This window comes from Methylobacterium sp. Leaf399, assembly GCF_001424525.1.
Lineage (GTDB): Bacteria > Pseudomonadota > Alphaproteobacteria > Rhizobiales > Beijerinckiaceae > Methylobacterium.
In genome coordinates, this window is sequence record NZ_LMQK01000034.1 from 66071 (window position 1) to 80386 (window position 14316).

Sequence of the window (14316 nt, forward strand, 5' to 3'; positions counted from 1 at the left end):
GCCCCCGGCGATGGTCAGGCGGCGGGATCGCCGTGCGCCCGCGGCAGCCGCGGTCGCGGATACCACCGTCGCCCGATCGCGGCGGGGCTAATGGCGAAAATCCTGCCCCTTCAGGTCGAGCATGAACCCGCGTCCGCGCACCGTGACGATCACCGGGCCGCCGAGCCGCACGAAGTCCGAGAGCTTGGTGCGCAGGTAGCCGACGTAGACGTCGACCACGTTGAGCGAGAGCCCGCCCTGGCCGGCCCAGAGCTTGTCGAAGATGTCGCCGCGCGAGACCGGCTGGTTGGCGCTGTCCATCAGGAGGGCCAGCACCTCGGCCTCGCGGGGTGTGAGCCGGGCGGTGGCGTCGGAGAAGGCGACCTGGCGGATGGTCAGGTCGAGGATCAGCCGGCCGGCGGTGATGACGGTGCGCGGCTGCTCCGACGCCTTGCGCCGTAGCAAGTGGGTCTGCAGGCGGGCCAGGAGCTCGTCGAACACGAACGGCTTGACGATGTAGTCGTCGGCGCCGAGCGCCAAGCCCTCGGCGCGGTCGCGGACCTCGTCGCGGGCCGACAGGAACAGGATCGGGCCGGGATAGCCGCCCTCGCGCAGGGAGCGGCAGACGTCGTGGCCCGAGCCGTCCGGCAGGTTGATGTCGAGGACGATGGCCTCCGGGGCGTCGTCGCGGGCGGCGGCCAGGGCGTCGTCGACCCGGCCGGCGACGCCCACCGAGAACCCCTCCGCCTCGAGGCCGCGGGCGAGCATGCCGCGGATGTCGCCGTCATCCTCCACGATGAGTATGCGCGTCATGCCACGCCCTCCTTCTGCGTCAGCTCGATCGGGTGGCCCGGATCGGCGTCCAGGAGGGGGATGTCGAGCGCCACGCGGGCGCCGCCCCCCTCGGCCGTCCCGATGCGGATCGCGCCATCATGGCGTTCGATCACCCAGCGCGCCAGGGCCAAACCGATCCCGAAGCCGCTTTCCACCGAGCGCGGGCCACGCTGGAACCGCTCGAACAGCCCCTCGGCCGCCTCGGGGAAGCCGGGGCCGTCGTCGCTCACCGTGAGAGTGGCCACGGCCTCGCCGACCTCCAGGGCGACCACGACCCGGGTCAGGCCGAGCGCGTGGCGCATGGCGTTGTCCACCAGGCTCTCGACGACCTGGCGCAGCCACTCGCGGTCGGCCAGCACCCGGGCCTCGTGCCCGTGCGTCTCGAGGCGCAGCGCCACGCGCCGGCGGACCGCCTCAGAGGCCATGCTGTCGACGGCATCGGTGAGGATGGCGGCCGCGTCCGTGGGCCGGCGGTCGAGTTCGATCTGGCCGGATTCCGAGCGGGCGACCCGCAGCAGGTCCTCCACCCGCCGCTGCAGGCGCAACGCCCGCTTGCGGATGGTGGAGAAGACCGGGGTCGGGTCGAGGTTGCGCCCGGACGAACGGGCGGCGATGTCGCATTCGCCGAGGATGACCGTGAGCGGCGTGCGCAACTCGTGGCTGACGTCGGCGAAGAACCGGCGCCGCGAGCGGTCCACCGCCTCCAGGCGCTCGTTGGCCGCGCGCAGGTCCAGGGTGCGGGCGGCCACCGTATCCTCGAGGGCGGCCCTGTCCGCCGCCAGCCGGCCCTCGCGCCGGGCGAGGCGCGCGGCCATGCGGTTGAAGTTGGCGACGAGCAACCCGAGTTCGTCGCGGGTGGCCACCGAAAGACGGGTGTCGAGTTCGCCGCGGCCGACGGCACCGGCGGCCCGGCGGATCGCCTCGATCCGCGCCAGGGTCGGGCGGGTGACGCCGCGGTAGAGCACCAGCACCACCGCGAGGGCGAAGACGGCCGCCGCGAAGGCGGCGATCCGCAGCCGGCCCGACAGGTCGCGGGCCTCGTCCGATCCGGCGATCATCGAGCGGCGCTCGACCTCGATCAGGAACGACAGCGGCTGGCCGGTCATGGCGCCGAACCCGTTGAGGGCGCCGCGGATCGCCGCCTTGCGCTGTTCGTCCTCGGACTTGCGCAGCACCTGGGTGACCTGCCGGTCGAGCACCACCCGCGCCGAGCGCAGTTGCGCCATCGGGCGGGTGCGGGCGGCGTAGAGGGTGCGGTCGAGGGGATCGTTGCTGGCCACGATGGTGCGCCCGAGGGAATCGTCCACCGCGGTCAGGGCCTTGTCGACGGCGGTGCGGGCCAGGGCCAGCCCCTCCGGCTGGGCGTCGGGGTTGCTCACGGCCTCGAGGGCGGCCAGCCCGTACTGCGTCATCCGTCCGGAGAGCTCGACCAGCAGTTCGAGGCGCCCCTGCGCGGCCAGGGTCCGGTCGATGGCGCGCTCGGCGGCGCCGATGGCGGCGAGGACCCCGAGGGCGGCGAGGACGACGAGGACCGCCGTCGCGCCGAGGAGAAGCGCGAACCGGACTTTCAGGGACCGCATCGTCTCACACCGTCCATACCCGCCCGCGACGCCCGACCGGACCGCCGCTCGAGGGGCAGATGAACCGCCTAGAGGTCCTTGGGCAAGCTCCCGCGCACGGCACAGCGCCAGCGGGCCACATGCCATTCGGGATGCTCGGCCTGCCAGGTGGCCAGCGTGCTCTGGGCGTGGCGCAGGCAGACGAAGGGGCTGCGCGCCTCGAACGACATGCTGATGCGATCTTCGCGGCATTGATCGGGCTGCGCGATGAGGCAGACGGAGAGAAGGAGGAGCATCGGTCCGGGCTCGCCTGACGGGGAAAGGACCCGGACCCCCGCGAGTGCGTCACGATCCGGGTTGTCGAACGTCATGGAAGCAACCTGGCAAGGCAAGCCTCGTTGCAGAATAGTTCTGCGCCACGTCGCCTCAGGAGGCGACGTTGCAGTATCATGGTGAGTGCAAGACCTCCGACCGACTGGACCTGCCTGTGGCGCGCTCGAACACGGCTGCACACCTCCCGCGGCCATCGGCGGGCGCGGGAGCCAAGCTCTGGAAGGCCCCGCGCCCACGCCGTCTCGACGGCTGGAGGAATGTCGTCGAAAATCTCGACGGCGTCCGCGAGACGATCATCGCCGCCGTCGAGCCCCCCGGAGCGGTCTGGTCGTCCCCGAGACGAGAGGCGCAGGGATCCTCCTCAACCAGGGAGGAAGGAGCCGACGCTTCGCCGACCGAACGATGGCGGGAGCCGCGTTTCAAACGATGGCAAAGGCCATCGCGACTTCAGCCCGCCGCCACCCACAATTCCCCCTTGCCCAGGGTCGCGAGGTCGCCCGAGTAGCGCGTGAGCGCCCCGGCGGCGAGGTCGGCATGGGTGGCGCTGATCGTGCGCAGGGAGCGGGCCAGGAGGCGCAGGAACACCAGGTCGTGGGTGCCGGTGGCGACGAAGCTCGGGGACAGGGCGCCGTGGCCGCCGGTGAGGATCGTGCCCCGGCGCATGCCGTAGCCGGGATGGTCGCCGACGCTCTGCGCGGCGATGGTACCGGCGATCATGCGGGCGCCGGCATAGGCGCCGGCCTGGCCCACGAGGAGCAGGCCGCGGCGCATGCGGTCGCCGAGGTGGTCGCCGGCCCGGCCCCGGATCACCAGGGTGGCGCCGTCGAGGCCGGCCTTGGCGGCATAGACCGCCCCGCCGGCGTGGTCGCCGGCATCCCCCTCGATCGTGATGGTGCCGCCGGTGGCGCCCGCTCCGGCGAAGGGTCCGGCCGAGCCGGTGACGGTGAGCGTCCCCCCGCTCATGCCGGCACCCAGCCGCTGGCCGACGTCGCCGACGACCCGGATGACGCCGCCGCTCAGGGAGCCGCCGACGCCGTCGAGGCGCGCGGATCCGCCCTCGATGGTGAGCGTGTCGGAGCCATCGAGCGACAGGGAGAAGCAATCGCCCAGCGTCAGCCCGCGCCGGCTGGTGCCGACGGGCAGGCGCGCCGCCTCGGCCTCGGACAGGCCGGACAGCGAGAGCGGGGTGACGGGGAGGAGGTCGAGCCGCTCGGGCGGCTCCTGGCGCAGGGTGAGGGTGCTCATGACGCTGTCGCCTCGGCCGCCGGCTCCTTCGAGAGGAGATCCTTGAGGTGGTAATGGTGGCGGCCGAGATTGCCGCCGTAGTTCCCCGCCGTCACCGCCACGAGGCCGTGGGCCGCCCCGGCCTCGGTGGAGGCATGCAGGGCCGCGCGCATGGATTCGGCCACCGAGCGCGAGGTCAGGCCGTCGATGACGATCTCCAGCACCACGCCGACCTCGGCCGCCAGCTCCGAGCCGGCCCTGCCCTTGAGCGTCGGGCAATAGGCGTCATTGGTGGAGGCCATCATACCCTTGGTGCGCGCCCCCACCTTCGAGCCCGAGCGGACGATGCCGCCGGGGAAGGGCAGGATGACGTCGGACACCGCCCGGGCGGCGTCCACGGCGATCTCGGCCACCTTCAGCGTCCCGGCGTGGGTGCGCCCTAGGAACAGCAGGTTGCCGCCGCCCACGGCGCCGTCCACCGCGCGCACGAAGTCCTCGCACAGGAACTCGCCGTCCATCACCGGGATGCGCCAGTAGCGCCGGGCCTTGCCCGTGGCGGGGTCGGGCAGGCGCTTGGCCACGGCGAAGCCGTCGCCGAAGTAGCGGATGGCGCCCCCGAGCTTGATCTTGTGGGGCCCCTCGACGCCGGCATAGCAGGCGGTGCCGGGGCAGGTGAGGATGCACTGGCCGACGCGCTTGAGGAGCTGGTCCTTGAGGCCGTTGGGCTCGAAGCCGAACAGCAGCACGCGCACGCCGGGGCGCCCGTCCGGCGTCTCGTCCGGCGACAGTTCGCAGTCGATCCCGGCCTCGGCGCCGCAGCCGATGACGGAGGTGGCGAACCCGGTCATCGTGACGGCCGCGATCATCGCCCATTTGGCGGTGTCGTTGGTGATGATCAGCGCCGTCCCGGCGACGTCGAACGCCTCGGCGAAGGTGTCGACGACGGTGATGCCGTTGAGGGTGAAGTCAGACATCTCGGTCACCGGTTCTTGACGCCACGTGTCGTCCCACTGGCCCGGACGGTCCCGTGCGGGACGCAACGAACCCTCGCGATCACGCCAGGCATGCCACGTCCTCGAAGGCGTCGGGCGTGGAGAACGCCTCGTCGGGCACGGCGAAACTGTCGAGGCCGGCGCCGAAGCGGTCGACCAGGTAGGCGTCGGTGCGCTTCTCCATCGCACGATCGGATTCCACCGACAGTGCGAGGGTGTGGCCCGAGCGCCAGGACACCACCTCGCCGTCCTCGACGACGACCTGGCCGTCCTTGAACACCAGTTTCGCCCGGGCGAACATGGCGGTGCGGTCGCGGTCGTCGCGGTAGACCGCGACATCGGCGCGGGCGCCCTCGCGCAGGTGGCCGCGGTCGGTGAGCCCCAACAGCTTGGCCGGCCCGGAGCGGGTGAGCTGCGCGATCTCGGACAGGGTATATTCGCGCTCGATGGCGCCGAGGCCGGAGCGCTCGCCGATCACCGCATGCAGGCTCGCGATCTCGCGGTCGCGGGCCTCCTTGTCCATCAGCCAGTGGATGATGCGCGGGTATTCGGTGAAGGGGCCGCCGTTGGGGTGGTCGGTGGTGAGGATGGTGCGCTCGGGGTCGCCCGAGAGCAGCATCAGCTCGAGGCCGATCGCCCATTGCAGGGAGCTGACCGCGCCGCGCGGCTTGTAGAGGAACGGCACCACGCCGCCGCCCTCGGCATCGCCCGCGGTGAGGATCCACTTCTTCGGGTTGGCGCCCTTGCGCCCGGCGAACTGGCGCAGGATGTCCAGCGAGATCGTCACGGTCTGGCCGAAGGCGACCTGGCCGACGTCGTAGGTGGCGTTGGGATGCTTCTCCATCGCCTCCGCGATCCGGGCCGCCGCCGAACGGAACCCGCCCACGGAGGGGTCGGACGGGTCGGAGACGGCATAGGCGTAGAACTGGGCATGGGCGAAGTGGATGCGCCGGCCTTCCGCCGCCTCCATCGTCGCGACGAACGAATCGTCGGCGCCGGGGATGCCGAGGTTGTTGCAATGGACGTGGAGGGGGTGGGGCACCCCGATCTCCTCGACGGCGTCGAGGAGCGCCGTCATGATCTTGCGCGTCGAGAGGCCGTAGACCGGGATCTCGTCGTCGAGGCTGAGCTTGAGCACGCCGTCCTTGAAGGCCGAGGCGCCGCCGGCATTGATGCACTTGACGCCCAGCGCCCGCGAGGTAGCGACGTTGAGGGCCACGAGGTCGCGCACCGCGTTGGCACCCTCGCGCTGGCGCAGGAGCTCGAGGAGCTGGTCGTCGTTCCCCAACACGGCGAGCGCGCCGCGGTCGAGGAGCGGGATGTCGGCGAGTTCGAGCTGGGTCGAGAGCGCGTTGGCGGGCGGCATCGCCGGCTCCACCGCCGTGGTGTAACCCATCCGGGCGTAGTTGGCGCCGATCCAGGCGGCGGAGCCGCCGGCATGGGCGAAGGGATGGCCCTCGGGCGCCGCCTCGCTGGCATAGAGGTCGGGCAGGAGCAGACGCGACATGTTCACGTTGCCGCCGGCGATGTGCGAATGCACCTCGACGCCGCCGGCCATCACGACGCAGCCGGTGGCGTCGACGGTGCTGTCGGGGGCGCGCTGTGAGGGCGCCACGATGCGGCCGTCCTCGATCCAGACGTCGCCGACGGCGTCGCGGCCGGCGGTGGGATCGACGACCCGTCCACCCCTGATCAGCGTCAGCATGCGGCAAGGTCCTTCACAGTGAGGTGCGCGCGGATCGCGTCGAGGACCGCTGCGGCGGTCAGCGCGACGGGCTGCCCGGCGGCGGCGCGATAGCCCAGCGTGCCCCGGCGTTCGTCCCAGAGCGTGCCGCCCGCGCTCTCGCCCGGGACGCCCACGGCGATCACGACCTCGGCGGCGTCGCCGGTGGCGTCGGTGCCGCCCTCGCCGACGATGGCGACCGAGGGCACCGAGCCGAGCCAATCCGGCCGCGGGGCGGGCAGGGTGGCGAGCCACACGACGGCATCGGCCTCGCCCGCGCGGACCTGGCGCTCGCTGTCGAAGCGCCAGGGGTCGTGCTCGGGCAGGGATCGGCCGAAGCCGGTGCGCGGGGCCTGTCCGGTGGTCCAGGCCGAAAGCTGCACCAGGGCGCGACCCTGGAAGGGGTCGGCGATGGGCAGGGCGAAGAAGCGCGTGGTCTCGTTGAGGTCCTTGACGAGGCCCTGCAACATCTCGACGCCGAGTTCGCCCACCTCTGCGGGCTCGTAGAGCACCACCCCGAACCGGGCGGCGGCGAGGCGACGGGCGAGGTCGGCATAGGCGGCCTCGCCGGACAGGTTGCCCTTGGCGAAGGCCCGCAGGTGCGCGATCGAGACCGCGAGGCCGCCGTCCTCGACGGGGTAGGAGACGTGGCGGGTGGCGCCGTTGCTCGGGCTCCCGAGCGAAAGAAGGGTGCGTTCGGAGCCGGCGGCGCGGCCGCGCCGGGGTGCGGCCGCGGCGATCTCGGCGACGATGGGACGGTCCCACGGCGCGCTGCCGATCACCAGCACGACATCGGCGCGCCCGACCGCCTCGGCGGCGGTGGTGAGCATGGCGCCGGCCCGGCTGAGGACGCCGAGTTCGGCGTAGAGGGCGGGGGCGGCGACGGAATCGAGGGAGGCGCCGATGACCCCGGCCAGGCCGTAGGCCGCACGGAGGGCGGCGACGTCGGCGTTGAGGCCGGCGAAGACGGGTGTCCGGGCGCCGGCCAGCAGATCGGCGGCGGCCTTGATCGCCGCGTCGGCGTCGGTCGCGCCACCCTTAACCCAGGCTGCCATGGTCCTCACCTTCGGGAAACGCGCGCCGCTGTCGCGCTGCCGGCCGTTGTGCCCGGCTTCGATCGGACGCCGTCTCCGTCGATCGGATGCCGTCTACTCGGGTCCGGCCGGTCACGTCGTACGGGCTCCCGAGGGGGCCCGGCGGGGACGTTTGCATTCGCGCAACGCCGCAAGCAAGTCCCGGGGCGCGATTTCTCCGGCACCGTCCGTGGTCGACCAGGTTTCGTGCGACGCGGCTTGCGAGGCCTCCCGCCGCCGTGGGAGAAGCCCGCGCGGCGGCGTCGGCCGCGCCGTCGAAGAGGATCGAGGGGATCGTCGTGGTGGAGACCCCCGAAGTGATGGAGACCCCCGAAGCGTTGCCGGCCCGCGTCGCGGTCCGCGCCCCGGCCCGCCTGCATTTCGGGTTCCTCGACCTGCACGGCGGCCTCGGCCGGCGTTTCGGCAGCATCGGGCTCGCCCTCGACACGCCGGCGGTCGCCCTCACCGCCGAACGCGCCCCCGGCACGATCGTCACCGGACCGGAGGTCGAGCGGGTCCGCGGCTACGTCCTGGCGGCGGCCAAGCACCTCGACCTGCCCCCCGACGTGGCGATCCGGATCGAGTCGGCGATTCCGGCGCATGCCGGGTTCGGCTCGGGCACGCAGCTCGCGCTCGCCGTGGCGGCGGCCCTGGCCGCCCTGCACGGACGGCCCTTCGCACCCGCCGACTTCGCCGACGTCCTCGATCGGGGCAACCGCTCCGGGGTCGGGCTCGCCGCCTTCACGCAAGGGGGGCTCATCGTCGACGGCGGCCGCGATGCCGGTGGCGCCCCACCCCCCGTGATCGCGCGGCTGCCCTATCCGGACGCCTGGCGGGTGGTCCTCATCCTCGACGAAGCGATGACCGGCGTCCACGGCAGCCGCGAGGTCGAGGCTTTCCGCGACCTGCCGCGGTTCCCCGAAGGCGAGGCCGCCGAGATCTGCCGCATCGTGCTGATGCAGATCCTGCCCGCGCTCGCCACCGCGGAGCCGCAGGGCTTCGGGGCCGGCATCAGCACCATCCAGCGCCTCGTCGGCGACCACTTCGCACCCCACCAGGGCGGGCGGTTCGCCAGCCCCCGCGTCGCCGAGGTGCTCGCCGCCGTCGCGGCGCAGGGGGTGGCCGGTTACGGCCAGAGCTCGTGGGGCCCCACCGGCTTCGCGCTCGTGGCCTCCGAAGCCGAGGCGCGGGCCCTGGTGGCGAGCCTGCAGCGGCCAGGACCTTTGCGCTTCCTCGTCGCGCGGGGCCGCAACACAGGCGCCGACGTCTCCTCGGCCTGACGTCTCCTCGGCCTGACGTCTCCTCGGCCTGACGTCTCCTCGGCCTGAAATCCCCTCGGCCTGACGTCTGCGCGGTCACGGCACCTTAAGAGAGGGCGTGGCAGGGTCGCCGCCCCGGCCGCGCTTGACCTCGTCGGCCCGCCGTCCTTCAACGCACCGAACGTACGCCGGCGCCGATACGCCTGATCCGACACGCCAGATCCGAGGAAACCGACGATGGCCCGCTCGATCCTGCACATGCTGACCCCGCTCAAGCACATGAGCCCGTTCGACGTGAACATGGCCATCGATGCCGGCTTCGAGACCATCGCCACCTACACCGACGTGACGCTGCCCGACGTGACCTCCCTGGTGCAGGATTCGATCTTTTCGCGCTCCCCCCAGGACGGGATCCGCACCGGCATCTTCATCGGCGGCAAGAACGCCGAGGACGCCCTCGACATGGTGGACCGGGCCAGGAAGGCCCTGGTGCCGCCCTTCGCCAACCACATCATCGCCGATCCGGCCGGGTCCTTCACCACGGGTGCGGCCATGGTCGCCGAGGTGACCCGCGCGCTGAAGGCGAAGTTCGACACCGACCTCAAGGACAAGCGCATCGTGATCTTCGGGGGCGCCGGCGTCGTCGCCTACGTGGCGGCGGTGATCGGCGCGCTCGAAGGCGCCAAGACCGTCATCGTCGGCCACGACGGCGAGGAGCGGGTGAGCAAGATCGCCTTCACCATGAAGTGGCGCTTCGGCATCGACGTCGGCGCCGTCGACGGTTCGAACGCGGAGGCGCGCCGCGCCGCCATCCGGGACGCCGACGTCATCCTCTCGGCCGGCCCGGCCGGCGTCTCGATCCTTTCGGCCGAGGACCTCGAATCGGCGCCTCGCCTCCTGGTGGCCTCGGACGTCAACGCCGTGCCCCCCGCCGGCATCGCGGGCATCGACGTCAACGCCGTCGACGTGGCCCTGCCCACCGGCAAGGGCATCGGCATCGGCGCGCTGGCGGTGGGCAACGTCAAGTACCAGACCCAGTCGCGCCTGCTCCGGCGGATGCTCGAGGCGCCCGAGCCGCTGATCCTCGATTTCCGCGATGCCTACACGGTGGCCGTCGAGGTCGCCGGCTGAACCGGTCCGCCGACACCATCCTCGTCGCGGCGCAATCGGGCCGCGCCCTGGCGCAGGCGGCGCGCCGGGCCGGGCTCGTCCCCCTGGTGGTCGACCTGTTCGGCGATGCCGACACCCTGGCGCTGGCGGGACGCCACCGGCTGGCGGCGGGGCGGTTCGGCGCCGGCCGCCTCGACGGCGATGCCCTGCTGGCGCACCTCGACGACCTCGCGGCCACCGGCCCGACGCCGCTGGGCATCGTGCTCGGCTCCGGGTTCGAGGATGCCCCCGACCTCGTCGCGAGAATCGCGACGCGCCATCGCCTGCTCGGCGCCTCGGCCGATGCGGTGGCGGCGCTGAAGGACCCGATCCGCTTCGCGTCCCTGTGCGAGCGCCTCGCCATCCCGCATCCGGCGGTCACCCGCGGGGCGGTCGCCGACCCGAAGGCCTGGCTCCTGAAGCGGGACGGCGGCTCGGGCGGCAGCCACATCCGCGCGGCGACCGCCGCCGCGCCGCCGCCGGGCGCCTATCTCCAGGCGCGGGTGAGGGGAAATGCCCACGCCCTCGCCTTCCTCGCCGACGGCCGCGACATCGCCGCGGTCGGGGTCACGGCGCAATGGAGCGACCCTTCGCGGATCCGGCCCTTCCGCTACGGCGGCGCCGTCGAGCAGGCGCGGGACGCCACGCCCCTGCTGCCTCCCGCCCTCGTCGCCGCGGTGACGCGGGCGGCGGCGGCGCTCGTCTCCGCCACCGGCCTCACGGGGCTCGCCAGCGCCGACATCCTGGTCGACGGCGGGGCCTGGTGGCTCATGGAGATCAACCCGCGCCCCGGTGCCACCCTCGACGTCCTCGACCGGCGCCCAGAACCGCTGCTGTCGGCGCATGTGGCGGCCCATCTCGGCCGTCTCCTGTCCGTCGGCGACGTTCCGGTGGATGCGGCGGCCGCGCGGATCTGTTACGCGACCACCGACTACGCCCCGGTGCCCCCCCTCGACTGGCCCGACCACGTGCGTGACCGCCCCCGCGCCGGCTCCCCAGTCGCACGGGGGGCGCCGCTCTGCACGGTGGTCGCCACGGGACGGGACGCATCGGACGCGCGCGCGATCTCGCAGGCGAGGGCCGACAGGCTCCGCGCCCGCCTCGGTTCTCAAGGAGTCCATCGATGAGCACGACCCACACCGGCCCCGTCCGCACCAGCCCGAGCCTCAACGGCCTCACCGCCCCCCTGGTGGAGCGGCTGGTGGCCGAGGCCGAGAGCCTGCGCCTGTCGGTGACCACGGCGCACGGCGCGCGCATGGTCGATGCCGGCGCTCGCGCGCGCGGATCGATCGAGGCCGGCCGGCGCATCGCCGAGATCTGCCTCGGGGGGCTGGGCACCGTCACGATCTCCCCCACCGGGCCGATCGCGGCCTGGCCGTATTCGGTGGTGGTCCATGCCGCCGATCCGGTGCTCGCCTGCCTCGGCAGCCAGTACGCCGGCTGGAGTCTCGCCGACGAGACCGGCGATTCCGGCTTCTTCGCCCTGGGGTCGGGCCCCGGCCGGGCGCTGGCGGTGGTCGAGGACCTCTACAAGGAACTCGGATATCGCGATGCCGCCGGCGCCACCGCCCTGGTGCTGGAGAGCGCCAGCGCGCCCCCGGCCTCCGTCGTCGCCAAGGTCGCCGAGGCGGCAGGCCTGTCGCCCGAGGCCGTGACCTTCATCTACGCGCCGACCCAGAGCCTCGCCGGTTCCACCCAGGTGGTGGCCCGCGTCCTCGAGGTCGCCCTGCACAAGGCCCACACGGTCGGCTTCGACCTCCACAAGATCGTGGACGGCATCGGCTCGGCGCCGCTCTCGCCCCAGCATCCCGACTTCGTCAAGGCGATGGGCCGCACCAACGACGCCATCATCTACGGCGGCCGGGTGCAGCTGTTCGTGGAGGCCGATTCGGCCGACGCCCGCCAGCTCGCCGAGCAGCTGCCCTCGACGACCTCCGCCGACCACGGCGCGCCCTTCGCCGACATCTTCTCGCGGGTGAACGGCGACTTCTACAAGATCGACGGCGCCCTGTTCAGCCCGGCCGAGGTCATCGTGACCTCGCTCACCACCGGCGAGAGCTTTCGCGGGGGCAAGCTGATGCCCGAGCTGGTGGAAGCCTCGTTCAGCTGAGCGCTTCCACAGGGTAGACGGGGGATCGCGACCGCTTCGGATATGGCGGCGATCCCCTCTCCCGACCCCCTTCGCGGGCCACCCTCCCCACGAAGGGGGCGGGTGACGTCAGAGAAAACCTCCATGCGCATCGGGCTCGCCGCCGACAACGGCAATTGGCACAAGGGGCGCCTCCTGGCGGCCCTGCGGACGCTCGGGGCCGAGCCGGTGCTGTTCTCGCTGGCCGACGTCGCCATCGTCACCGACGGGGGCGAGCCGCTGCGGGTGCCGGGCTTCCCCGACGGCCTGCCCGACGGCGTCCTCCTGCGCACCGTCGCCGGAGGGACCTTCGAGGCGACCACCATGCGGCTCGGCGTGCTGCACGCCCTGGTGGCGGCGGGCACCACCGTCTGGAACGCGCCCGTGGCCATCGAGCGCTCGGTGGACAAGGCGATGACGAGCCTGCTCATCGCCCGCGCCGGCCTGCCGACGCCCGACACCTTCGTGGTCTCGAGGCGCGAGGCCGCCGCCGCCATCGTCGCCCGCGAGGCGGCCCCGGGCCGTCCGCTGGTCCTGAAACCCCTGTTCGGGTCGCAGGGAGAGGGGCTCCAGCTCGTCGAACGACCGGAGGACCTGCCCGACGAGGCGGCCGTGTCGCGGGTCTACTACCTGCAGCGCTACGTGCCGCGCAGCGACGGGCTGTGGCGCGACTTCCGCGTCTTCGTCTGCGAGGGCCGCGCCATCGCCGGCATGATCCGCGAGGGCGACGGCTGGATCACCAACGTCCACCGCGGCGGCCGGCCGCTGCCCTGGGCGATGCCGCGCCAGGCCGCCGACCTCGCCGAGCGTACCGCGCAGGCGGTGGGCGTCGACTACACCGGCGTCGACCTCGTCGAGGACGGGGAGGGCGGCTTCCAGGTGCTCGAGGTGAACTCGATGCCGGCCTGGTCGGGCCTGCAGAAGGTCACCGAGGTCGACATCGCGCTCAGCGTGGCGCGCGGCTTCCTGGCGGCGGTGCGCGCCGGCCACGCCCCGCGGCTGGTGGTGGCGTGACGCTCCCGCCCGCCGCCGTTGCGGCGGCCTACGAGGCCTGCTGCCTGGCCGAACTCGACGCGCTGAAGCCCGGCAACGTCCACGTCTTCTCGGCCGGCCACCGCATGGACGCGGCCGATTTCGTCACCAGCGCCGCCGTCTCGGCGCCCCACCTCGCCAAGGCCGGGGCCGGCCTCGGGCAACGGGTGCTGGGCGGGGTCGAGGCCACGATGGCGGCCGTGGGCCAGAACACCAACCTCGGCATCCTGCTCCTGTGCGCCCCCCTGGCCATGGCCGCCGAACGCGGCATCCCGCTCGGCGACGTGCTGGCCGGGCTGGAGGCGCAGGACGCCGCCGACGTCTTCGCCGCAATCCGGATCGCCAATCCGGGCGGGCTCGGCGCCGCGGCGCGCCACGACGTCCACGAGGCCGCCCCCGCCTCCCTGTTGGCGGCGATGGCCGAGGCCGCCCCGCGCGACCGCATCGCCGGGGCCTACGTCACCGGGTTCTCGGATCTTGCCGCCATCGGCCTGCCGGCCCTGGCCGCCGCCCGTGGCCGCGGGCTGGCGCCGCCCTGGACGACCACGGCCGTGTTCCTCGCCTATCTCGCGGCCGTGCCCGACAGCCATGTGGCCCGCAAGCACGGGGCGGCCCGGGCCGAGGCGGTGCGCAGCGAAGCCCGGGCCCTGCTGTCCCTCGACCTGGCGACGGGCCCCGTTTCCGCCCTGCTCGCCCACGACGCGCGGCTGAAGGCCCAGGCGATCAACCCGGGCACCAGCGCCGATTTCACCGTGGCGACCCTGTTCTGCGACGCCCTCGCCCAGCTCGTGGCGTGAGCCCGACGGCCGGCGAGCCCTCCTCGTCCCCGGATGGTGGCCGCTCGATAATTCCGCACCCTCCCGGCCGCAGGCGGGTTGTTCCGGGCAGGAGCCCAGAGTAGGGTCCGCGCCGCGATCCGGGCAAACCGGTCCGGCCCGAACGGGGCTGGACGCCGTGAACAAGGATGGCTTTGGGCCGCGTCCGACTCCGGATGCGGCCGCGTCTTTCAAGACTACCGGGAGAAACCCCAC

Annotated in this window: 13 protein-coding genes; 6 read left to right on the plus strand and 7 right to left on the minus strand. The window is 73.1% G+C overall.

Annotated elements, in window-relative coordinates; all coding sequences use genetic code 11:
• Positions 1 to 87 precede the first annotated feature (87 nt).
• From ASG40_RS18780 to ASG40_RS18810, 7 genes are all read right to left on the minus strand, one after another.
• Positions 88 to 792 (minus strand): response regulator transcription factor, encoded by a 705-nt coding sequence (locus tag ASG40_RS18780; protein WP_055889190.1) that lies wholly within the window; start codon positions 790 to 792, stop codon positions 88 to 90.
• Positions 789 to 2393 carry a sensor histidine kinase gene (locus tag ASG40_RS18785; RefSeq protein ID WP_055889194.1) on the minus strand — a complete coding sequence of 535 codons (1605 nt, stop codon included), beginning with the start codon at positions 2391 to 2393 and terminating at the stop codon, positions 789 to 791. Before ASG40_RS18785 ends, ASG40_RS18780 begins: the two co-directional genes overlap by 4 nt.
• A 68-nt stretch (positions 2394 to 2461) precedes the next feature.
• Positions 2462 to 2668 (minus strand): hypothetical protein, encoded by a 207-nt coding sequence (locus ASG40_RS18790; protein WP_055889197.1) that lies wholly within the window; start codon positions 2666 to 2668, stop codon positions 2462 to 2464.
• 484 nt (positions 2669 to 3152) lie between these two features.
• The gene (locus ASG40_RS18795) at positions 3153 to 3950 is read right to left on the minus strand and encodes a formylmethanofuran dehydrogenase subunit C (protein WP_055889200.1); all 798 of its coding nucleotides are present in this window, start codon (positions 3948 to 3950) and stop codon (positions 3153 to 3155) included.
• Positions 3947 to 4903 (minus strand): formylmethanofuran--tetrahydromethanopterin N-formyltransferase, encoded by a 957-nt coding sequence (fhcD, locus tag ASG40_RS18800; RefSeq protein ID WP_055889446.1) that lies wholly within the window; start codon positions 4901 to 4903, stop codon positions 3947 to 3949. Before fhcD ends, ASG40_RS18795 begins: the two co-directional genes overlap by 4 nt.
• A gap of 79 nt (positions 4904 to 4982) precedes the next feature.
• Entirely contained in the window at positions 4983 to 6626 is a 1644-nt protein-coding gene (locus ASG40_RS18805) for a formylmethanofuran dehydrogenase subunit A (RefSeq protein ID WP_055889203.1), read from the minus strand.
• The gene (locus tag ASG40_RS18810; RefSeq protein WP_055889206.1) at positions 6620 to 7699 is read right to left on the minus strand and encodes a hypothetical protein; all 1080 of its coding nucleotides are present in this window, start codon (positions 7697 to 7699) and stop codon (positions 6620 to 6622) included. Before ASG40_RS18810 ends, ASG40_RS18805 begins: the two co-directional genes overlap by 7 nt.
• 338 nt (positions 7700 to 8037) lie before the next feature.
• Here ASG40_RS18810 and ASG40_RS18815 point away from each other — a divergent pair, with 338 nt between their 5' ends.
• The 6 genes from ASG40_RS18815 to ASG40_RS18840 all read left to right on the plus strand — a co-directional run bounded on the left by ASG40_RS18815 (position 8038) and on the right by ASG40_RS18840 (position 14082).
• A complete protein-coding gene (locus ASG40_RS18815; RefSeq protein WP_055889449.1) occupies positions 8038 to 8997 on the plus strand; it encodes a beta-ribofuranosylaminobenzene 5'-phosphate synthase family protein in 960 nt (319 codons plus the stop codon).
• 216 nt (positions 8998 to 9213) lie between these two features.
• Entirely contained in the window at positions 9214 to 10107 is an 894-nt protein-coding gene (locus ASG40_RS18820) for an NAD(P)-dependent methylenetetrahydromethanopterin dehydrogenase (RefSeq protein ID WP_055889209.1), read from the plus strand.
• A gap of 86 nt (positions 10108 to 10193) precedes the next feature.
• Entirely contained in the window at positions 10194 to 11252 is a 1059-nt protein-coding gene (locus ASG40_RS18825) for an ATP-grasp domain-containing protein (protein WP_082524152.1), read from the plus strand.
• On the plus strand, positions 11249 to 12235 hold the full coding sequence (gene mch, locus ASG40_RS18830) for a methenyltetrahydromethanopterin cyclohydrolase (protein ID WP_055889211.1): 987 nt from the start codon (positions 11249 to 11251) through the stop codon (positions 12233 to 12235). The genes ASG40_RS18825 and mch overlap by 4 nt, the downstream gene beginning before the upstream one ends.
• 123 nt (positions 12236 to 12358) lie before the next feature.
• Positions 12359 to 13267, plus strand: a complete 909-nt coding sequence (locus ASG40_RS18835) for an ATP-grasp domain-containing protein (RefSeq protein WP_055889213.1) — start codon at positions 12359 to 12361, stop codon at positions 13265 to 13267.
• Positions 13264 to 14082 carry a triphosphoribosyl-dephospho-CoA synthase gene (locus tag ASG40_RS18840; RefSeq protein WP_055889216.1) on the plus strand — a complete coding sequence of 273 codons (819 nt, stop codon included), beginning with the start codon at positions 13264 to 13266 and terminating at the stop codon, positions 14080 to 14082. The genes ASG40_RS18835 and ASG40_RS18840 overlap by 4 nt, the downstream gene beginning before the upstream one ends.
• Positions 14083 to 14316 lie beyond the last annotated feature (234 nt).